The organism is Rhizobacter koreensis (assembly GCF_013366375.1).
GTDB lineage: Bacteria > Pseudomonadota > Gammaproteobacteria > Burkholderiales > Burkholderiaceae_C > Schlegelella_A > Schlegelella_A koreensis.
The window spans coordinates 86,270-106,614 of record NZ_JABWMJ010000010.1 but is presented as its reverse complement, the minus strand read 5'-3'; the positions used below and the strand labels follow the sequence as shown (position 1 = coordinate 106,614).

The following is a 20,345-nucleotide window of genomic DNA, read 5'->3' as shown; positions in this document are numbered from 1 at the left end:
GAAAAGCCCGTCGCCCGCGACGACACCCTGCCCTACCCTCGTGGGCTCGCCCGCTGTCGGGCGGCGCCGGGGCCGCACGTCAGCCCCGTGGTTCGGCCGGTTTGTGCGGGGGAAAACATGGATGTGCTGCGGGACCTTGGCATCGCTGGCCTGCTCGCGCTGTCGGTCACGACGTGCGCCGTGGCAGCACCCGCCGTGAAGACGCGAGCGGCTCCGCTGCGCATCGAGGCCGCCGATGTCGAGCAGGTTGGGCGGCTGACCCCCGGCGCCGCGCTGAACTTCAGCGTCTTCGGCGCGCCCGGCGCCAGCGCACAGCTGCAGATCGAGGGCGCCGCCCGGCCGCTCGCGCTGCGCGAGGTCCAGCCCGGGATCTACGAAGGGACCTACACCGTCGGGCATGCCGACCGCATCCGGCCGAGCAGCCCGGTGGTCGCGACGCTTCGGCGCGGCAGCGAGGTGGCCCGGATCGCACTCGCAGAGCCACTGCAGCTCGGCGCGCCCCGTCCGGCGGCCGGCGCGAAGCCAGCGGTCCCCGCGTCCGTGCGTGTCGCGGCGGCCGGGGCCACCGCCGCGGCGCCGCGCGCAGCCGCGGCGAAGGGCGCACGCAAGACCGAGACGGCGGCGAAGCCGCCGCCGGCACTGCGTCGCGCCGATCCCGCACGCACCACGCCGGCCGCGCCGGCAATCGACGACGAACGGCAGCTCGCGGCCCGTCCGCCCGTGCCCGCCACGAGCACGGCGCCGGCAGCGGCACCGGGGCCTGGATCTTCGGCCCTGCCGCCGGGGCAGGAGCGCACCGCCGCTGCGGCGGCTGCGGTGGCATCGCCCCCGCGCGGCGCCGATCACGCGCCGCGCGCTGCACTGCACGCCGGCGCGAAGCTGCCCACCGGCACGGCCCCAAGTGCAGGCGCACCTCCGGCGCCACCGACGCCATCCGCCCGAGCCGAGACGCCGCGCGAGTCCACGGGGATAGCCGCGGCATCCGCGGTGCGCCGCGACGGCCCGAGCATCACCGACGACACCCGGATTTCGCGTGCCGACGCCGCCGGTGTGGCACGCCCGGTCGGCGCATGGGACGACGCGGGTCCGCGCAGCGCCGGCGCGCCGGTGGCGCGTGCGCCCGAGCGCATCGACCTGCCGCCCGCGGTACCCGACGTCGACGCACAGCCGCCTGCGTACGCCGCGCGCCGGAGTGCAGCGGTGCCGCCGCGCGACCGCTGCGCCGACTGCGACGATGCAGAACCCGTTCGCCGCGCGCCCCTCTGTATGGACTGCGCCGTGGTCGAGTCGATCCGCGTCGTCCGCTCGGCAGCCGACCCGCGGCCGGGCGGGTTGCGCGGCTTTCTCGAGCGCCGCATGCAGCACCATCGCGAGATGTTTGGCCGGCTGACCGGCCGCCCCGTGCCGAGCGAGCCCGAACTCGTCGACGCAGCGCCGGGCGTCGCCTACGACGTCGTGTTCCGGCTGCCCGACGGTACCCGCCGCCTGATGCGCTTCGACGAGGCCCCTCCGTTCGGCGTGGGGCAGTCGGTGCGCCTGCTCGAGCGATTGCCGGCGCCACGACCGCGCACGCTGGCTGCGTTCTGAGCGAGGCGCTCACCCGCAGCCCATGATGAACGTTGCCCGTGCCGGCGACGCCTTGCCGCGCGCTGCCGGCGCCTCGCTGCGCCGCGTGCTGCCGGGCTTGATGGAGCTCGCGCTCGTGCTCGCTGCGTTGGCACTGCTGCTGCCGCGCTTCGGCGAACTTGCGGCGCTCGGCGCGGGGCGCGATGGCCGCTTTCTCGACAACGACATGGCGGTCGACGGCCTGCCGGCGCCGCTGCTGCCTGCCGTCTGTGCCGCGCACGGAGCGCTTGCCGAGCCGCTGCTGCACGAGCGCCTTTGCCCACGTGGCGCAGCGGCCGACTCGACCGCAGCGCCTGCCTCGCTGCCCCCGGCGATGGCTGCGGCCCTGGGCCAGGTCGCACGCGCCTTCGCAGCGCCGCTGCGCCGCGCCGACGCGGAGCTGGTTGTTCTCGGCTTGCGGCAACAGGACGACGGCGACTGGCGCGGCAGCAGCAGCGCCCGCGCCGCCATTGAGGCCGCGCTGGAGCCCTACCGGGCGCGCTATGCGCTGGCTGGAGGCGACCTGCCGCGGCCGGTGCGCTGCGCCGCAGCCTGGGCCGAGTCGGTGCTCGGCGCCTCTGCGGTTTCATCGGGGCGGCACGACGCTGCAGCGCGCGCCACAGCGGTGGGCCCGGCGCCGGCGCAGCACGCGCCGGCGTCCGCTCGGGCCGACGCTCTGCTGCTGCTCGCGGGGGCGCTCGATGGCCACGCCGCGGCCGCGGTGGCGGCCGACGCGTCGCTGCTGGCGCGGCCGACGCCACGACCAACCGCGGCACCGGCCGACGCAAACCGCGCGGCGGAAGACTGCAGCGAAGCGCCCGCCACGACGCTCGGCGCCGCCGCGAGCCTGATGGACAGCGCCCGCCAGTCGCTGCCGCGCGCGCGCAAGAACGCCGCGATGCGCGACCTGCTCGAGTCGGCTGGTGCGCAGTGGGCGGGCGCCATGGCGCTCGGCTACGCCGCGGTCGTCGCCAGCCGGCGCCGGATCGCGCCGCTGCTCGGCGCCAGTGCAGCGCTCGCGCTGTGGACGATCGGTGCCTGGGCGGCACGGGTACCGTGGCCCTTCGCAGCCGAGCGCGCCTACGAGCCGGCTCGGCTGGAGCACGCCTTCGACAGCGCGCCGGCGACCTGGGCGCTCGGGCTGCTCGGCGTGGCCGCGCTCGGCATGCTGGTGGCGATGGGGCGCCGAGGCCTCGCGCCCGACCGGCTCGCCGTTCCTGCGCAGACCATGAGCACCCGCATCGGCTACGCCGGCCTCGTCGTCGCCACGGGCGTCGGCTGGCTGGTGCTGCTCGACCTCTCGGCCAACGGCCACCCCGCCAACCGCTATCTGGCGCTCTACCACCAGGGGCATCTCTGGTTCGGCATGACGCTGTTCTCGGTGCTGCTGTTCGCCCGGCGCGGTGTCGCGCGCGCGCTCGGCGCGCTGCTCTCGTGGGCGGGCGAACTCTCGTTCCGCGTGGCGCGCCGCGTCGGCCGCGCCGGCGCCGGGCTCGTGCTGGGCCTGCTCACCGGGGCCGCGCTGCTGGCGTTCGCCCTCGGCCTCGCGCACCAGCGCCAGCTCACGTCCGAGCTCGGTCGCATCTGGCTGATCGTGGGGGCCGCGTGGTTCTTCTTCCTGCGCGGCAGCCCGCTGGCCGAACGGCTGGCGCACGGCCGGTTCGGCGGCTCCTTCGTCCGCTACCTGCGGCCGCTGCTGTTCGTGGTGGCCGTCCTGCTCGCGGCGATGCTGCTGACGCGCGACATGGGCCCCCTGCTGATCGCCGGCTACGCCGGCGGCGCCTTCCTCGCCGCATCGATCGCGATGTGGTGGCAGCGCCGCGGCGCCCGGCTGGCGCCGGCGCTCGGCCTCGCGGTGCTGCTGTTCGCCGGCTGGATCGGCCTGCTCACCGAGGCCCTGTTCGCCGCCGGATCGCTCGACGGCGTCGCCGCCGGGCGGCTCGAAAGCGTCGCCGCTCCGTTCGCGTCGAACAACGACCAGCTGGCCCTCGTCACCTGGTTCCAGCAGGCCGCACCGCCCGGGGGCTTCGGCGTCGGCAGCACGCCGTGGTGCGGGTACGCGCCGGCGCTGGCGTGCAGCGGCGTGCCCGCGCAGATCCACAGCGACTACACGTTCACCGCGATCGCCGGCCTGTTCGGCAGCACCTCCGCGTGGCTGGCCGCGCTCGGCTGTGCGCTCTGGCTGCACCGGCTGATCCGCCACCACGGCCGGGTGACGCGGGGTGAACCGCGCCTCGTCGCGACACGGGCCGCGATCGCCAGCGACGGGCAGGCGCTGCTCAGCTGGGTCGCCCTCACCTGGGTCGTGCTGACCTCGTGCCAGCTCGCGGTGACCGTGGCCGGCAACGTCGCGGTGCTGCCGCTGACCGGCGTGACCTTCCCGTTCGTCAGCTTCGGGATGACCTCGCTGAGCGTCAACCTCGCGTTCCTCGCGCTCTGCCTGAACCTCGACCTGCCGGGAGCGCGCGATGGGTGAGCCGCGCGGTGCGACGCTGCTCGACTTCGCGATCGGCGCCAGCGTGGCGGTGGTGCCGGTGATGTTCGCGATCGTGCTCGGCGTCAGCCTGTTCAAGCCGGCCGATCCCGACGCCGGGACGGCCATCGCCGACGGCCACGTCAGCGTGCGCCAGCTCGCCGCGCTGAAGACCTTCGAGGTGGCGGTAGTCGCGCGCTCCGCCGGCGCAGCGCCGTCGCCGAGCGCGCGCGACGTGCTCGATGGCGTGCCCGCCTGCCGCGCCGAGTGGCGCAACGCGGGCGAGTGGCGCGCATGGGCCGAGCGTCTCGGCCTGGCACGGCCCGTGCCGCGCCCGCCGTCGCCGGCCGACCGCATCGCCGCGCACCTGCAAGCACTCGACGCCGCACTGCGGCGCCTCGTGGCGCGACCCGGCGCACCTACCGCACGACCGGTCGGTCTCGATGCGGCGCGCTGGTTCGCCGCCGCGCGCGACGCACTCGCCGCTCCGGTGCAGAGCGCCAGCTACCCCGGGCAGCCCTTCCGGCTCGGCTGCGCCGACCTCGCGGCAGCGCTGGGTCGCCTGGTACGCGGTGAGGCACGGATGCTGGAGAGCCTTCCCTGGCGCGGCCGGGAGGGACCCCGCGCGCTGGCGACCTGGGGTGCCGAGCAACAGATGCAGGTCCGGGCCCAGCACCTGATGCGGCGCAATCCGTGGCGCGGCATCGCCGGCTGCATCTACTTCGGGCGGCACGATGCGACGGGCGTTCCGGCCTACTACGTCGCCGGCGTGCGCAGCGTGCAGCGGCGGATCTGCGGCATGCCGGCCCTTGCCGCGGCCGGCGCGCTGCCGGGCGAAGGCACGGGCGGGCTCCGGCTCGCGGCGGCCACGCTCGATGCACCCGGCGGCTCGACGGGGCGCTGGGCGGCGATCGATGCGACGACAGCCGAACAGTCCTCGCGTGCCCCGCAACCGATCGCCGGCGCCCCCGACGCCACGACCCCGCCCGGCGACCCGCGCTGGGCGGTGCCGCCGTCTCTCGACGCGATGCTGCAGCCGCTGGAGGCACTGCGTCAGCCGTCGGGACCGCTCTACCGGCTCGCCACCGATCGGGACGCGCCCGCCAGCGGGGCGTCCGACCTGACGCAGCGCGCGCCCGCCCGCCCCAACCGCATCCAGCTCGACGGCGCACCGGTCGACGTCGGGTTCTCGATCGACGTCACGATCGAGCCGCGCCTGCAGGCGCTCGCGCAGCAGACCGCCGCCTGCTACACGGGTCGTCACGACGTGTGCGAGGCGCTCGGGCTGCGCCGTTCCGAGGACGCCGGTCGGCCGCTCGGCGACGCGCTGCTCGAGGGGGCGATGGTGCGCATGGCGGCGATCGCGATCGTCGACGTCGCGAGCGGACGCATCGAGGCGCTCGCCGGTGCACGGTCGCCCTGCGCCCAGGCCGAGGTCGAGGGCCGCGTGCGCGAACCCGGCTGCGACGGGCGGGTGCCGCACGCGGCGCGCACTCCCCCCGACGGGCTGCTGAACCCGGCGCTGTTCCACGACGCGATGCCGGCGTCGACGATCAAGCCGATCATGGCGGCGGCGTTCCTCGGCGCCCCCGACGTAGGGGCGCGCTGGCTCGCGGTCGAGACCGCCGCCATGCAGCGCGACGGCGCCCCGGCGCGCGACAGCCTGCGCGGCCAGCTGCTGCGTTCCGATTCGGCGCGCTTCCTCGATCGCATGTTCTGCCTCGAGAGCGGGTTGTCGAACTGCGCGCGTGCGGCGCACATTCAGGCGGCGGCGAGCGCGTTCGGCTGGAACGCCGGCTGTGTCGACGCGCGGGGTGTGTGCGGCACCCGCGACCTGCTGTTCGGCAGCGCCCCCGGGGCGGCGGCAGGTGCCGGCGCCCTGATGCGCCCGATCGCCTACGGGCGCCTGCTCAGCGAGCCTGCAGGCGGGCGCCCGGGTGCGCCGATGCGCCTGATGGCGCTGCCCGAGCCCGATCGCGGCCGCGTCGCGCGCTGCGCCGCCGGGGCCGATGGCCGCCGTGGCAGCGACGACGATTGGGAGAAATGCCGCGGTGGTGCGCTCGTCGACGTGGTTGCCGAAGGCTGGGGCCAGGGCCACGCCCGCGCCAGCGCGCTCGGCGTCGCCGGGATGATGGCGACGCTGGCGAGCGCGGCGAACGGCGCGCCGACGACGATCCGGCCGCACCTGGTCGACGCGGTGCGCGGCGTCGCCCCGGGGCGTGACGTCGAGCCCGGCGCGCCGTTGGCGAAGGTCGCCGCGTCGCCGGGCGGCGCCGCGGCCGAGCCGCACGGGCTGTCGGCCGAAGCGGCGCGGGTGATCGTCAGCGGCCTTTCGTACAGCCACCGGATCGGCACCGCGCGCAGCGCCTGCCTGCAGGTGCTCGACGCGCCGGCCTGCCAGTCGCTCGACAGCGTCGCCGGCAAGACCGGAACGCCGAGCTTCCCCGCCGACGGCATGACGCTCGACGAGCTGGGCCGCCTCTGCGCGGCAGTGCCCGACGGCCCCGGCGCCGCGCGACCGGCGGCGTGCGGCGGTCTGCGGCCCTACAAGTGGTACGTGGCCGCCTACCGGCAAGGCGCCCCGGGCGCGCCGTGGACCAAGGCGATCGCCGTGCTGACCGAGCGCAACTGGCTGCGGCGCAGCGGCCAGGTCCACGGCACCGGCGACCACGGCCCGAACCCCGCCGCCGAGATCGCGCTGCAGATCGTCGCCCGGCAGATCGGGCTGATCGGACGCACCGCGCCATGACCCACCCGAAACCATTGCGCTCGACACAGCGCCCCGGCCGCGGCGACGAGCCGCTGCCGGCGCCGCTGACCTGGACCTTCGACGGCTCGATCGAGACCTGCCTCGCCGACCTCGAAGACACGCTGCGGCGCGCCATCGTGATGGTCGGCGACGTCGCCCGCATCGCGCTGCAGATCGACCTGTCGCTGCCTGCACTGCAGCGTCGCGTCGTGGCCGGCGACGCCCTGCAACCGGCCTGGGGCGAGTTCCTGGAGCGGCTCGCGGCCTACGGCTTGCCCGCAGCTCCCCGGGTGCGCCCGCTGCGCACCGAAGGCCCCCTGGCCACACTGGTCGTCGCCTACCGCAACTGAACCGGACACGCACACACCATGTCGCTCAAATCGTGGGTTCTCGATCGGCTGCACGGCATCGCGGGAGCGGTCGGCAGGCCCGACCTGCCGCCACGCGAGCCGACCGCCAGCACCTCGTTCGACGAGCTGTCGCAGGGGCCGGCCCCGCGCAGCCGCCGGGCAACGCCGGCCGCCGAGCCGGTGCTTGCGGGCGCCGAGGCGCTCGGCGCCTACGCCTCGCTGATCGCGGCGCTCCGCGACGAACTCGAGCACTTCGTGGCGAGCCAGGTGCGCCAGCACGTCGTCATCGCCGACCGCGACCGCTTCATGCTGACGTCGCTCGGGGTGCGCGCCGCAGGCGAGCCCGCTGCCCGGCAGCTGCTCCACCAGTTCATGCGCGAGTTCAAGCCCGAGCAGATCAAGCGCTACCTGGCGCGCGAGGTGATCGGCGGACTGCCGAACGCCGCCGCGATCGACCTCGCGCAGTTCGCGGGGCTCTTCGATGCCGACGCGATGGAGGCCATCGCCGACCCCGACGACTACGGCGAGCTGATCGCTGCCTTGCGCAGCACGCCGACCGCCGCGCTGCGCCCCTACGAGGTGACGGTGCTCGGACGATGGATCGAGCCTGAGCCGGCCCGCACGCCGGCGAGCCCCGTCAAGGCGGTCGCAGGCACGCCGGCCACCCCGCTCGCCGCCCCGCGCTGCGAGTTCGACGTCGAGGACGCCGGCGGGCCGCGTCGCATCGCGCTGCAGGCGGTGGTTCCAGGCCGCCGCTACGTCATTGGCAAGGGCGACGCTGCCGACCTGCGCGTCGACGGCACCTACACAAGCCGGCGCCACGCCGAGGTCTGGTCGGAGCACGGCGCCTGGTGGGTCGTGGATGCCGGCTCGACCAACGGCACGCGGGTCGAGCCCGCGGGCGCGCACGCCGGCGCGCGGGTGGTCACCGCCAACCAGCCGGTCGAGCTCGCCGAAGGCGCGCGGATCGTGCTGTCGGCGCGCGCCGAAGGTCCCGCGGCCGACTATCCGAGGCTCGCGCTTCGCGTCGCCGCGCGGGCGGCGGCGCCGCTGACCCCGATCGCGCGGCCGTCGCTGCGCACGCCGATGACCGAGGTGCTGCCGCCGCGCGTGGTCGAGCCGCGCTACGAGCTCACCGCCCTGCAGGCGTCCGGTACGCAGTCGCTCGAAGTCGGGCCGAGCGCGCTGCCGCTCTCGGTGGGGCGCTCGCGCAACCAGACGCTGGTGGTCGACCGCCGCCACGAGGGTGTCTCGGGGCATCACCTCGACATCGTGGCGTTCGACGACAGCGGCGCCGAGGCCATCGTGCACGGCGACAACGGCGTCCGGGTCGACGGCGTCGAGCATGCGCCCGGCACGCGCTTCCACTGGCGCTTCGGCGACACCCTGGTGCTCGGCGCCGCGCCTACCGACGCTCCACCCTGCTGGCTGACGCTGATGCGCAGCGAGCCCGTGAGCACGTCGCCGCGATGACGACGCCGCATCCATCCGGCGGGCGCCTGACGACCCCCATCGAGCCGGGTCCGGGCGGCGGGCTGGCGGCGCTCGCAAGCCACGCCGTCCACGCGTCGGCGTTCCGGCGCCTCGAAGCCGCGGTGGTGTCGACCTGCGGCAGCCAGCACGCCGCCAACGAGGACGCCCACAGCGAGCCCGGGGGCGCCGGACAGCTCTTCGTCGTCGCCGACGGGGTGGGCGGCGGCGCGATGGCCGGGACCGCGAGTCGCCTCCTCGTCGCCGAGCTGCATCGCGCGCTCGACGCCGGCTCCATCGACGCGGGCACGGTTCGCGACGCCGTGCTCGCCGCCGACCACACGATCCGCGACGCGATCGCCCGGGTGACGCCACGGCCCGGTGCGGCGACGCTGGTGCTCGCGGCACCCCTCGACGCGTTCGGCGCGCGCTGGCTCGTCGCCTGGGTCGGCGACTGCCGCGCGTATCGTCTCGCCGCCGCGCATCCGCGCCTCGATCTGATCACGCGCGACGAGACCTTCCGCCACCTGGGCGAAGCGCCGCCGGCGGGTGGCTCGCCCGACGATCCGGCGCGGATGGTCGGCAACGGCGCGACCGACGGCCCGAGCGTCGCGACCGTCGATCTCGACGTCGGCGACGTCCTGCTGCTGTGCAGCGACGGCGTTCACAAGTCGGTCGGCGCCGCCGCGATGGTGCAGCTGCTGAGCCGGCCCCTGCCGTTGGCGCGCCAGGGCGAGGCGCTGGTGGCCCTGGCGCGCCGCAACGGCAGCGTCGACGACGCGACCGCGCTGCTGGTGCGGCGCTGCGGCTTCGGCGCGGCAGCGCCGCCCGGCACCCCAAGCCACCGATTCGACGGGAGCCCCCGATGAACCCCGCCGACATCGATCGCGTGTTCGGACGCGGGCGCCTGCGGATGGCGACCGGCGAGCATGTCGAAGTGTTCCGCGAGGCCGCTGCGCCCGGCGAACGGCGCCGCTACACCAAGCGCTTCCTGGCCACGCCGAACGGCGACTTCCGCCCCTGGACCGAGCGCGAGTGGCGCATCCTGGCCCGCCTCGTCGGCCACGGCGTCGCTCCGGCACCGGAGGTGGTGCAGTTCGACCGTGGCGGTCCCGACCGACCGGCCCTGGTGCAGACCTACGACGCCGGCATCACGGTCGACCACTGGGTCACGCTGCTGCCGGTGGAGCGCGGCGGTCGCTCGTTCCCGCATGTCTTCGAGGACTGCGCGCACTGGTGGGCGCTCGCGCGCCACGTGCTGGTCGCGCTCGACGCGATCCACCAGCTGAACCTGGTCCACCTCGACCTCAAGGCCGACAACGTCTGCATCCCCTACGCCCCGGCCGACTTCGATCCGCGGCGCCCGGGGCAGGTACTCGTACCCCGCTTCGACGCGCTGACGCTGATCGATTTCGCGTTCTCGCTGGTGTCCGGCGAGCCGCTGACGAGCCCGTTGCCGATCGCGCGCCAGGTGGATTACGAGTACCAGTCGCCGCGCCTGCTGCAGGCGCTCGCTGCCGGCAGCGCCGGTGACCTGGGGCCGACGCGCGAGCTCGACTGGCGCTGCGACTTCTTCAGCCTGGCGGCGATGCTGCGTCGCCTGCTGCCACCGTCCGGCGGCGCGGGCTGGAACCCGGACCGGAGGGCGCGCGCCGATGGCCTGCTGCAGCGCCTGCTCGAGGTCCACGACGCACCGCGGCAGCCCGAGCGTCCCCATGCCGAGCTGATCGCCGTGGCGACGCGGACGCTGGCCGACGCGGACCTCGCGGAGTCGCTGCCACGCGGCTGGAGCCTTGCCACGCGCGAGGACGCCGGGCCGCTGGCGACCGCGCCGACGCCGATCACGCGGATCGCGCTGCCGCTGCGGCGCCACGAAGCGCGGGCGACTGCCCCTGAATGGTCTGACCACGGCGAAGCGGTTGCCACTGCAGCTGAATGGTCTGGCCATGGAGCGCGCGCGACCGGGCCGGAACGGTCCGAGCGCAGAGAGCCGGCCGCGCCGGCGGCCGGCGACATCGTGACTGGCGGCCGCGCCGCGGAGGTGGCAGCGAGCGCCGGTTCGACGGCGCTGCCGGCTGGCGGCAGTGCGGAATCATCTCGCGGGGCCGCTGGCGCGGAACCGGAACCTGCGGGCGACCGAGGCAGCGGCGCGCCAGCCGATGCCGAGCCGCACGCTGCAACGGCAGCAAGAGAGGTCGATGCGGGCGGCAACCCGCCTGACGCAATCCCGGCGGCGGGTGCCGAGTCCTCGGCCGACGAAAACGATCGGGCTGCCACGCCATGGCGGCAGCCGATGGCGATCGACCCGCTCGTCGCGGCCGGACGCCTCGACGAACTCGATCGCTCGCGCGGCGAGCAGCAGCGCCGGCGGGCCCGGACCTGGCGCATCGCCGCTGCCCTGGCGATCGGCTCCCCGCTCAGCGCCGCTGCGTGGTTCGCCTGGCACGCGGCCGAGCGTCCCGGGGCCGACCGCAATGTCGCGTCGGTCTCGGCGAAGCGGGTCGACGCCGCCCGCGCGCCGGCGGACACCCGGCCGGGCCCGGAGCGCCAAACCCCCGGACCGGAGCGCCAGAGGCCCACAGCGGAGCGCCGAACGCCCGAGCCAGTGACGAACGTGCCCACGGCGAGTGCGGTGACCGCGGCAGCGTCGACGCCCTCGCACATCGGCGCGACAGCGCCGACCTCATCGCACATCGGCGTGGCAGCGTCGACGCCATCGCACCTCGAGACGGCAGACGTCCGCCGCGTCGAGCCGCGTACGGCGGACGCGGCGGCAGCCGACGCCAGCCGGCACGTCGATGCAGGAGCACCCGCCCGTGGCCTGGGTCGCGAGGCGGGGCCCGACGCCGCGCCGCCGACGCGTGCGCCAAGCGCCGCGACGCCCGGCTCCAGCGCATCGATCTCACCCGGAGCGCCGGCAGCAGCCGTTGTGACGAGCCGCTCCAAGGTCGGGCCAGCCGACACCTCGGAAGCGCGTGAAGCACCTGTTCCCGAAGCAGCGCCGCGCGGCGCCGCCCCAGCGCCGCCGCCGGCCGCTGACTTCGCTGCACGCGGCAACGAGCTGCTCGCGCGCGAGATTCCGCGCATCGCGCAGCGCGCCGAGCGCGCCGTGCTGCGCGTGCTGTTCGTCGCCGGGCAGTCCGGCGACGACAGTGACGGCACGGCTGCGATCCGCGCCGCCGCGCGGGCGCTGCCGCGCGCCCATGATCTCGACGGTCGCCTGGAGCGGGCGCCGCGCGAGGCGCGCGCACTCAACGAGGCTGCGCGGCTCGCACTCAACCGCAACGGCGACCCTCAACAGGCGCTGCGGATGCAGCTCGGTGCGTTCGGTGCCAATCCGCTCGATCCCGAGGTCGTCGGCAATACCGCATTCCTGCTGCTGCGGCAGCCGAAGCCCGACCCGGAGCGGGCCCGCGAGCTCGCCCTGCATGCGCTGACGTTGCGCGAACCCCGGTTCCCAGCCGGGCGCCTGGAGGACTGGACGACCTTCGCGATCGCCAGCGCGCTCACCGGGCGCGAGCGCGACGCGCGCAACGCGTGGTTCGTCACCCTCGCGCTCACCCCCGATCTGGAGCGGCATTGCCGCGGCGCGATCCATGCCCGGTCGATCTACGGCGATCGCCTGCGCACCTCGGTCGCCGCCATGCTCGATCGCGCGCAGGGCGCGGCTCGTGCGCGCAATGCGCCGTCGTGCGAAGACTCGCCGCCCCGGGTCGCAAGCAGCCGGTCGCGCTGAGGGGCAGTCGCTCGCGACGTCCTCAACGCGGCGCTGGGCGTGGTCCCGAAGGTGACTGCAAGCCGAGCAAGTCGTGCGCTGGATCTGGAGTCCGGGCGACGGAGCGGGCCAAGGAAGTCGCGGCGGGCTCTTTCCGCACAGGTACGCGACTCACGTGTCGGGTATGAAGGCGGGCCGCGACCTGATCACCGTCGCAGACGTCACGGACCCGCAGGGCGACGAGGTCGCAGCCGCGAAGTTTGCTGTCGATCCCGAGACCGGCACCGAGCGGTGAAGGTCAGCTCTCCGGTACAAGGGCAGACGATCACCGTCGGCCGGAAGCGGCCAGCCACGCGGCACGGCTCTGGGGACGTCAATCGACTCAGGGTTCCAGCTTCGCCGCCGCAGGTCTCGAGCATCCGGACCCAACGGCAGCGAGCCACTGTGTAGGGCGTCGTCTGCGTAAGATCCGCCTCAGCAACGCGTACCGCCGCCCGCGTCCTTCCAGCGATTCATTCCCGTCGTGCCATGCAAGAACCCGACGCTCGAGCGAGTGACCACGCCCTCGGCGCTCTCCTTTCTGGTTCTCGTGTCGCCCGTGGTCTGACCTCGCGAATGTCGGGGCGCGCGTGGATGCTGGAGAGCCTCGCCTCCGGCATCCTCTCGACCGCGCTGCTCGGGCTGCTCGGCCGCCGCGAGAACGGCAGCCTTGCCTCGGCCATCAACGCGCCGAGCCACATCGTGTGGGGCGACGAGGCGCTGAGGTCAGATCGTGCGGACCTCAAGCACACGTTCGTCGGTCAGGCGCTTCATCACAGCTCGGCGTTTTTCTGGGGCGCTCTGTTCGAGGCGCTGCAGGCCCGGCGGCGTCGGCACGGCGTTGGCGCGCTCGTGACCGACGCGGTGATCACCACGGCGGTCGCTGCGGTGGTCGACCTGAAGCTGGTGCCCGAGCGTCTCACGCCCGGTTTCGAGAAGCGGCTCAGTCGGGAAAGCCTTGCGATGGTGTACGCCGGCATTGCAGTGGGGCTGGTGCTCGGGCGGCTTGCGACGCTGCGGCGCCGCTGAGCGTCGCTACTCGCGGATCGTCCGCGTCCGGAGTCGGAATCGCGCGTGCGTTCTGCCCTCCACCGGCTGCTCGGGCGCTCGATCGTCGGCTTGGTGCTCGCGGGCCTCGCTGCCGCATTCTGGTGGGGTCGGCAGCCCTCCGACGAGGTCGCCGCCCTCGCCAGCCGCAACCCAGAGTGGTCCGTCGACAGCCATCTGGGCTGGGTGGTGCTGACCGAGCAGGCGACTCGGAAGCGGGTGGTGATCGCGCCAGAGCAGGTCGGTCCGCACCGCGTGCGCCGCGTGACCTGCGCCGAGGTGGAGCGTGCATTCCCGCGCTGGTTTCGGCTTCCCGCAGACAGTGGCCAGCACGAGCCGCTCGGCTGCGTCCGCGTGTCGGGACCGGCCGAGGATTCGTACGTCATCAACGTGCTTACCGCGCTCGAGATTCCAAAGCTCTGGGACGATCTGTACGGGCCCGTGTTGGACACGGCCGGGCTGCCGTACGCTGGAGGGCACTCGGCACATGGTCGGCGCGGGCGCAAGCTCGATCGCGAGGTAATCGGTGCTGAGGCACGGCCACAGCTCTCTGGCGCGAGCCCGCCGCGAGGCAGCGCCACTCTCGCCTACGTCGTCGACCCGGAGCCAGGCTCCGACGCGTTCGAGACGCGAATCACCGCCGTGCACGTCGGCGACGAGACGCTGCTGATCGCTACGTTTCGCAGGCTCGCATCAGCGCCCGGCCGGATGCCGTGACGAGACAAAGCGAGCGGCAGGTCGTCGGGGAACTCGTCGACGGTGGGGCACGGTCACCGTTGGCCCATACACGTATCCAGTTCGCTGCCGGCGGAACGACTCGGCACGGCAAGCACGCTCCGAACCTCCTTGTGAGCAAACCCGCAGCGGGTTGCTGCCGATCTCGAGAATGCGGGTGGCGAGCCGCGGCCTTGCTTCTGAGTCTTCGTCGGCGCTCAACTACGACCGGCGGCGGGTCGCAAGCCAATACAGCAAGGCTGCGAAGGCGATGAGGACAGCTCCCGAGACACCGGTGGCAAAGGGAACGATGCCCGCCATCTCGTCAAAAGCGAGGCGGCCAGAGGCTGTGCTGAGCCCCCAGTAGGCGAAGGCTTCACAGGCGATCCCGACGACGGCGAACAGAAGGGCAACGGCTTGCATGTGCTTCAAGGATATTCCAGCCATCCTGGTGCGCGAGTGCCCCGATCGCGCATGTGGTTCGGGCTGCGCCGCCGGCCATTCGCGCGGAACGAACAGTCGCAGGTGCGTTTCTTCAACTCGCTTGTGTGTCGATTGCATCCCCTATGCTTTCGCGGGCGATGAGTCCGCTGTACGTTCTGGTGCCCCTGGCCGCGCTGGCCGCCGTCGCGCTGGGCCGCGCCATAGGGGTGTTGGTGCGGCGCGCCAGGCTCGACGTCGCTGCGAGGCTGCCGGTCGTGCCGGAACAATTCGTCGCCCTGCCCGCCGGCAGCCTGGTCCTGCACCTCGACGGTCGGCAGGGGAGCACGCGCTTCGCCGGGCTCTCGTTCGCGTTGGCCGACGCGGCCGACACGCCGGTCCAGGCCATACCGCTGGTGTTCCGCAGCAGGCGGACATCGCTGAGGGGACGGGTGCTGCTCGCCGTGGTGCGCTTCGAAGTTCCGGTAGCCGGCCGCTACCGTTGCGGGTGGCAGGCCTGGACCCTGCGCGCGATGTCAGCGACTGCGGGCTCGTGCTTGCGCAGCCACGGGATGGCGGTCTGGTCCTCGCGATCATCGCCGTCGTCGCTGCGGCGGTGGTAATGGTCGCGTGCACGGTGCTGAGCCTGCTCCTCTGGCTGCCGGCTCGGGCGATGGCATCACCGGCATCCCCGCCCCGGCCGATGAGTCGAGCAGTCGACACTCCCGCTGCCGCGGGAGTTCGGAGGCTCGATGAGCTCGAGCGCCGCGCGCTGCTCGAGACCTTGCGCACGATGCCGCACTCGGACCCCGCGACCGGAGCCGCAATGGTGCCGAGCAGCTGAACGGCTTGCGCAAGAGCAGCTGATTGCCGGCGGTGCCTAGGAACTCATGAACACGTCTCGTTCCGGGTCGTGTCCGAACCGCTCGGTCAAGGCGGTCATCAGCGCACGCAGGCGCGCCGGATGGGTTCGGCGATGCGGGTAGAGAACGAAGATCTTCAGCGCGCCCAGCGAGGCTGAGGACATCACCTGCTGCAGCCGCCCGGAAACCAGATCGGCGCCGACAAGGAACGTCGGCAGCAACGCGATGCCGGCGCCGGCGAGCGCCGCCGTCCGGACAGCCTCTGAACTGCTGGACAGCAACTTGGGGCGGACCTGGATCACGCGCTTGCCGGCCTGCCCGCCGAACGTCCATTCGGGTCCCATGCTCAGCGAGAAGCTGAGGGTGTCATGCGCGATCAGATCGTCGGGCGTGTTTGGTGGCGTGCGCGTGGCGAGGTAGCTCGGTGACGCGACGAGCACGAGACGCGACGAGGTCAGCTGCCGTCCTCTGAGGCTGGTGTCGAGCACCTCTGCAACCCGGATCGCCGCATCGAAGCCTTCCTCGACCAGATCGACCACCCGATTGGAGAACTCGAGCGCGACCGAGAGCCCCGGGTGTCGCTGCATCAGGGGCGGCAGCAACGGCGCGATATGCCCGTTGCCGAGCTCGACCGGCGCCGTGATGCGTAGGCAGCCCACCGGCTCGCGTCCTTCCTCGCCGGCCTCCCGCTCCGCTTCGTCGACGGCCTGAAGGATCTCCTGGCAGCGCCCGTGGAAGCGCCGGCCCGCGTCGGTCGCCGACACGTTGCGCGTGGTGCGAGTGAGCAGGGCCGTACCCAAACGCGCTTCGAGCGCCGCCACGTGCTTGCTGACCATCGTGGTCGACAGCCCGAACGCGCGCGCGGCCGCGGCAAAGCCGCCGAGGTCCACCACCTTCACGAACGCCCGCATGCTCGTAAGTTGATCCATGATCTCGCACCAGTGGTTGATGGTCATTTAAGCGTTTCGAGGATTATCAAGCGATGGTGTTCAACCTACGCTGTCGATCTCAACTACGTGGAGCACACCATGACCCTTGCCTTGCTTCAGATCGACTTCGTCTTCGACGGCCCGTGGGGCGATGCACTCGCGGACGTGTGCCGCGAGCTTGCCGATGACATCGCCCAGGAGCCCGGGTTGCGCTGGAAGCTGTGGACCGAAGACCCGGAGAGCGCGCGTGCCGGGGGCGTCTACCTGTTCGACGACAGGGCAGCCGCGGCGGCTTACCTGACGAAGCACCGGGCACGTCTTGCCGCCTTCGGCGTCAAGGACTCGGACATCGTCGCGCGGGTGCTGGACGTCAACCCGGCGCTGAGCACGCGCACGCGCGGACCCGTCGGTGGCGCAGCGGATTCGTTCACGACGCTCGCGCGCGTGCAGGTCGCCGACACGAAGACATTCCTCGACGTCTTCGCGAGCGCCGGCTTGGCGGCGCGGTCAGCCCATGGAAGCAAGGGCGCACAGGTTTTCGCCGGCGACGAGAACACCGTGCACGTGCTGATCGACTGGGCAGACGAGGCCGCCTTCGACGCCTTCAGAACGGCCCCGGACGTCGCCGCGACCATGAAGCGAGGAGGCGCGGTCGCGCGGCCGGTCTTCCAGTCGGTGCGACGGCTGGGTCAGTTCACGGCGTAAGGGGGGCGGAGCCGGACCAACGCGAATGGCGCGGCTGGCCTGAAGCGAGACGCCATGGAGGTGCTCGCCCGAGCGCATCGCGGCGCTGACACACGGCTGCCCGATGATGGTCAGACCATCGGCTCACTTCGTCAACCGAGACGAAGTGAGCCGCGGCCGACCCAGCCTAGTGGATCATGACCGGTCGACCGGTCCCCACAGTCGAGTTCCTGGCGCGCTGGATGATCTCCTCGCCGTCTTCCTTGAGCAGGAAGCCATCGCGCACGTTGCGGCGCACCGACTGCGTGACGGCACGTTCATACGAACGTTCTGTCGGGTAGAGCTGCGAAAGCTTCGCCTCGCTGAACGGAATGTGCATCCCGTAGTTGCCGGGGCACCCTGGCGTCATGTTGATCTGGATCCCCATGTTGGTCGCGGTCGGTGCCTCGACCTCGGGTTGCCGGATCCCGCCGAGGGCAATGCCGTTCTCGTCACGCGCCAGCACCACCGGGCTCAGCGAGGTGGTCACGAGGTCGGGCGCGCGCGGCGGCTGCTCGTTTCGAAGAACCCAGCGCGCCAGGTGGTGATATCCCGCATTGAGAACGTACCGCAGCGGAACGTGGCTCGCCGGCTCCGGTTGGCACGCCAGGCTCGGGGGAGTGAGTCCGTCCCGCACCGCCAGCGCTTGGCGATACATCACCCACCAGTAGTCCACGTGAGCCGCCCCGGCGACTTCCCAGCGCCGATACGTGCCGCTGTCCGGCTGCCGACGGTTCGCATAACCCCCGGTCTGCACCTCGTTCTCGCTGAGAACCTGGATCAGCGGCGCGTTGATGTCGGTGCGGAACGGACCGCCGGACACCTGCAGCAGGAATCCGTCCACCACCTTGTGGATTGGCTGGATCGAGTTGTAGTACAGCGTCAGACGGCTTGCCGACTGTGATTGGCCGACGGCGAGGAACGCCTTCGGCCGCAGATTGCCGAGCAACTGCGACTGCCCGAAGCCCTTCAGGGCGACCACGACCTGCGAGAACACGTCGTACGACAACGAGTCGTCGAGGATGGTGCCGCCGGCAGTCAGATCCAGACTCGCGTACCGCGTGGGGCTCCACTCCTTGAGCCCGCTGCGGGCCTGATGGACGCCGACGCGCTGCGCCTGCACACGCACATGGACGTAGCCCTCCCGAGTCAGGTACTCGCGCGAGTACTCCCAATGCAGATCGATGCCATAGCCAGAGGTGACGTTGTCCCACTCCACGAGGACAATGCCGTTGAACTTCGCCGGATCGACCGGCCGATGCACGACGATGCGGGTCTTGTAGGGGTGGCCTGTCGAAAGCGCCACGCCGCGCGCAAGCGCCGGCGTTTCGTACCGGGTGGCGAAGCCCTGCACGAAGAACTCTTCCTCGGTATAGCCGACGAGCTTGAGGTCGAAGTACGGCTCCGTGGCCAGTTGCGGGTAGTCGCGCGTCAGACCCGCCCCCGGCGTCGAGTTGAACGGAAGCGGTCCGATCACCGTCGGCGCTGCGGGTGGGGCCGCGTGCGCGATCGACAGGGCGGCGAGGGTCGTCATTGTCGCCAGGGCGATCTGGCGCACGAGACGGAACTCTTTCAGCGATGCGAGCATTGTCTTCCTCTGATGGTGGTTGAACGTCATTCGCTCTCTGCTGCCCCTTGCACCTGGTACAGACGGGACGGAGCGTTGAGGTATTGCTTCTTGGCGCGTCAGCGCTGACGGCATCACGTGGCCGTCACTTCATCTCCTTTCCCGACTCCGACGGAGTCGAAACTCGTTGGCGATGGCGCGGATGTCGGAGCGCAACGTAGGCCCGCCGAGACATCCTCAATAGAGTCTTTCGGGGCGAGGCTTTCCCCGCCGCGCGCTTGCGCAGCGCCGGCCACTGACGGGAGTGGTGGCGGGCCGCTGCCGCCGGCCGATGCCGAGGCTACGAAGCCCCGCGCGATCGATCGGTCATCGGCTCAGGCTGAACATCCAGTCCCGAGCCGACTTGTCGGCGTATCCTGCGATCCACGAGAAGTGCGCATCCGGATAGATGAACGTCCCCGACGGGTAGACCTTCGACTGGAAAGAGATGCCGTTCGCGTTCAGCTGGTTGACGATGTTCTGGTAGTTCTTGAAGAGCACTTGCGGGTCGTCTTCGGCCTGCACCAGGCGGATCCTTCCGCTGAGGTACTGTCTAAGCCCCGCCCAGTTGTAGTTCGTGCCGAGAACCGTGTCGCTGTTGGGCGCGCCGGCCCATGCTGCGTGGATGAAGAGCGCCGCGAACGTCTGCGGGTACTTCTGTGCCATCACCAGCGAGCCGTTTCCCCCGAGTGAAAGACCGGTCAGGTAGACCCGGTTGCGGTTGACGCGTTCTCTCGCGAGAACGTCCTGCAGGAGCTCGTAGGCGGCCTGTCCGTCCGCCGACAGGGTGCCCGCGTTGTCGCCGGCCGCCCACGCCGTGTTGGCTTGCGGCGCGATGACGATCGCCTCCTTCGCCGAGTCCTGTTCCGAATCCTGCGCCCAGATCGTCGCCTGCTTGGTCCGCTTGAGCACCATGTCGGAAGGCTGCCCTCCCGCGGCACGCTGGCCGACGCCGTGCAACGCGAGGACGACCGGATACGTCTTCGTGCTTGCGGTGTAGTTCGGCGGAAAGTAGATGCGGTACTTGATGCTGGCGCCGGCCGCGCTGGTGAACACCTTCTCGGCACCGAACTTCGCGCGGATCGCCGAGTCGTTGTCCCGCACGATGTTGACCGTGTAGCTGGAGCTCGCGCCGGTTCGCGTGTCGGTCAGCACGATCGTCGCCATCTGCGTGTACGCGACGTCGTAGGCGGCGTAGCTCTGGGAGAGCTTGACGAGGTGACCCGACTGCCCGTACACCGTGCCCAGGGGCACCGCTTCGGGCTGGTTCACGTCGGTGTTGGCAATCGTGGTGCTGTACGCTCCTGCCGTGGTCGAAGCCGTCACGGTCACCTGCACGCCGGGGTCGCTTGCCTTGGGCTGCAGCAGCACGCCATAGATGTCGCTCTGCACGTGCAGCGTGTACGAGCGTCGGCCGGCATCGAAGCCGGGCTCGAGGCTCTCACCGCTGTGGGCGCTGGTCTGCACCCCGAGGCTCGACAAGGTCGGACCGTCATCGCCGTCATCGCCGCCGCCACCGCAGCCTTCGAGAGAGGCAGCAGCGAGGGTGATGGACAAGGCCAGCAGGTGGCGGCGCTTCATGTGATCTCCTGACGTTGCAAAGGTGGACGTCGGCGCTGGTTTGCCGGACGCGTGAGAGAGA

At 72.3% G+C, this 20,345-nt stretch carries 15 protein-coding genes and 1 pseudogene; 11 read left to right on the top strand and 5 right to left on the bottom strand.

What is annotated here, in order from left to right:
• Nucleotides 1-180 precede the first annotated feature (180 nt).
• Genes HQN59_RS19615 through HQN59_RS19585 form a run of 7 tightly spaced genes read left to right on the top strand, consistent with a single transcriptional unit; the run spans nucleotide 181 to nucleotide 12,383 of the window.
• Nucleotides 181-1,587 carry a hypothetical protein gene (locus HQN59_RS19615; protein WP_176070818.1) on the top strand — a complete coding sequence of 469 codons (1,407 nt, stop codon included), beginning with the start codon at nucleotides 181-183 and terminating at the stop codon, nucleotides 1,585-1,587.
• Between the two features lie 25 nt (nucleotides 1,588-1,612).
• Entirely contained in the window at nucleotides 1,613-4,081 is a 2,469-nt protein-coding gene (locus HQN59_RS19610; RefSeq protein ID WP_176070817.1) for an FtsW/RodA/SpoVE family cell cycle protein, read from the top strand.
• Nucleotides 4,074-6,827 (top strand): hypothetical protein, encoded by a 2,754-nt coding sequence (locus HQN59_RS19605; RefSeq protein ID WP_176070816.1) that lies wholly within the window; start codon nucleotides 4,074-4,076, stop codon nucleotides 6,825-6,827. Before HQN59_RS19610 ends, HQN59_RS19605 begins: the two co-directional genes overlap by 8 nt.
• Nucleotides 6,824-7,177: a hypothetical protein gene (locus HQN59_RS19600; protein ID WP_176070815.1), complete on the top strand. Its 354-nt coding sequence runs from the start codon at nucleotides 6,824-6,826 to the stop codon at nucleotides 7,175-7,177. Before HQN59_RS19605 ends, HQN59_RS19600 begins: the two co-directional genes overlap by 4 nt.
• 18 nt (nucleotides 7,178-7,195) lie before the next feature.
• Nucleotides 7,196-8,650, top strand: coding sequence for an FHA domain-containing protein (locus HQN59_RS19595; RefSeq protein ID WP_246295040.1), 1,455 nt, complete (start codon nucleotides 7,196-7,198; stop codon nucleotides 8,648-8,650).
• Nucleotides 8,647-9,516 carry a PP2C family protein-serine/threonine phosphatase gene (locus HQN59_RS19590; RefSeq protein WP_176070814.1) on the top strand — a complete coding sequence of 290 codons (870 nt, stop codon included), beginning with the start codon at nucleotides 8,647-8,649 and terminating at the stop codon, nucleotides 9,514-9,516. Before HQN59_RS19595 ends, HQN59_RS19590 begins: the two co-directional genes overlap by 4 nt.
• Nucleotides 9,513-12,383 (top strand): protein kinase family protein, encoded by a 2,871-nt coding sequence (locus tag HQN59_RS19585; RefSeq protein ID WP_176070813.1) that lies wholly within the window; start codon nucleotides 9,513-9,515, stop codon nucleotides 12,381-12,383. The genes HQN59_RS19590 and HQN59_RS19585 overlap by 4 nt, the downstream gene beginning before the upstream one ends.
• 169 nt (nucleotides 12,384-12,552) lie before the next feature.
• On the opposite strand, the pseudogene HQN59_RS26270 reads toward HQN59_RS19585, so the two are convergent.
• Nucleotides 12,553-12,639, bottom strand: a pseudogene (locus HQN59_RS26270) (integrase); the annotation flags it as partial.
• A gap of 356 nt (nucleotides 12,640-12,995) precedes the next feature.
• On the opposite strand from HQN59_RS26270, the gene HQN59_RS19580 reads away from it, so the two are divergent.
• Both HQN59_RS19580 and HQN59_RS19575 read left to right on the top strand, forming a co-directional pair.
• A complete protein-coding gene (locus tag HQN59_RS19580) occupies nucleotides 12,996-13,430 on the top strand; it encodes a hypothetical protein (protein ID WP_176070812.1) in 435 nt (144 codons plus the stop codon).
• Between the two features lie 90 nt (nucleotides 13,431-13,520).
• Complete coding sequence (locus HQN59_RS19575; protein ID WP_176070811.1) at nucleotides 13,521-14,165, top strand: hypothetical protein; 645 nt, start codon at nucleotides 13,521-13,523, stop codon at nucleotides 14,163-14,165.
• Nucleotides 14,166-14,384: 219 nt separating this feature from the next.
• Here the strand turns inward: HQN59_RS19575 and HQN59_RS19570 are convergent, their stop codons facing one another.
• The gene (locus HQN59_RS19570) at nucleotides 14,385-14,594 is read right to left on the bottom strand and encodes a hypothetical protein (protein WP_176070810.1); all 210 of its coding nucleotides are present in this window, start codon (nucleotides 14,592-14,594) and stop codon (nucleotides 14,385-14,387) included.
• 149 nt (nucleotides 14,595-14,743) lie between these two features.
• Here HQN59_RS19570 and HQN59_RS19565 point away from each other — a divergent pair, with 149 nt between their 5' ends.
• On the top strand, nucleotides 14,744-15,205 hold the full coding sequence (locus tag HQN59_RS19565) for a hypothetical protein (protein ID WP_176070809.1): 462 nt from the start codon (nucleotides 14,744-14,746) through the stop codon (nucleotides 15,203-15,205).
• A 257-nt stretch (nucleotides 15,206-15,462) separates the two neighbouring features.
• On the opposite strand, the gene HQN59_RS19560 is transcribed toward HQN59_RS19565, so the two are convergent.
• A complete protein-coding gene (locus tag HQN59_RS19560; protein WP_176070808.1) occupies nucleotides 15,463-16,401 on the bottom strand; it encodes a LysR family transcriptional regulator in 939 nt (312 codons plus the stop codon).
• On the opposite strand from HQN59_RS19560, the gene HQN59_RS19555 reads away from it, so the two are divergent.
• Complete coding sequence (locus HQN59_RS19555) at nucleotides 16,366-17,079, top strand: monooxygenase (RefSeq protein WP_246295039.1); 714 nt, start codon at nucleotides 16,366-16,368, stop codon at nucleotides 17,077-17,079. The genes HQN59_RS19560 and HQN59_RS19555 overlap by 36 nt on opposite strands.
• 166 nt (nucleotides 17,080-17,245) lie before the next feature.
• Here HQN59_RS19555 and HQN59_RS19550 read toward each other — a convergent pair whose 3' ends face one another.
• Together HQN59_RS19550 and HQN59_RS19545 are read right to left on the bottom strand one after the other, a co-directional pair.
• Entirely contained in the window at nucleotides 17,246-18,715 is a 1,470-nt protein-coding gene (locus HQN59_RS19550; RefSeq protein ID WP_176070807.1) for an alpha/beta hydrolase domain-containing protein, read from the bottom strand.
• Between the two features lie 315 nt (nucleotides 18,716-19,030).
• The gene (locus HQN59_RS19545) at nucleotides 19,031-20,284 is read right to left on the bottom strand and encodes a carboxylesterase family protein (protein ID WP_176070806.1); all 1,254 of its coding nucleotides are present in this window, start codon (nucleotides 20,282-20,284) and stop codon (nucleotides 19,031-19,033) included.
• Nucleotides 20,285-20,345 lie beyond the last annotated feature (61 nt).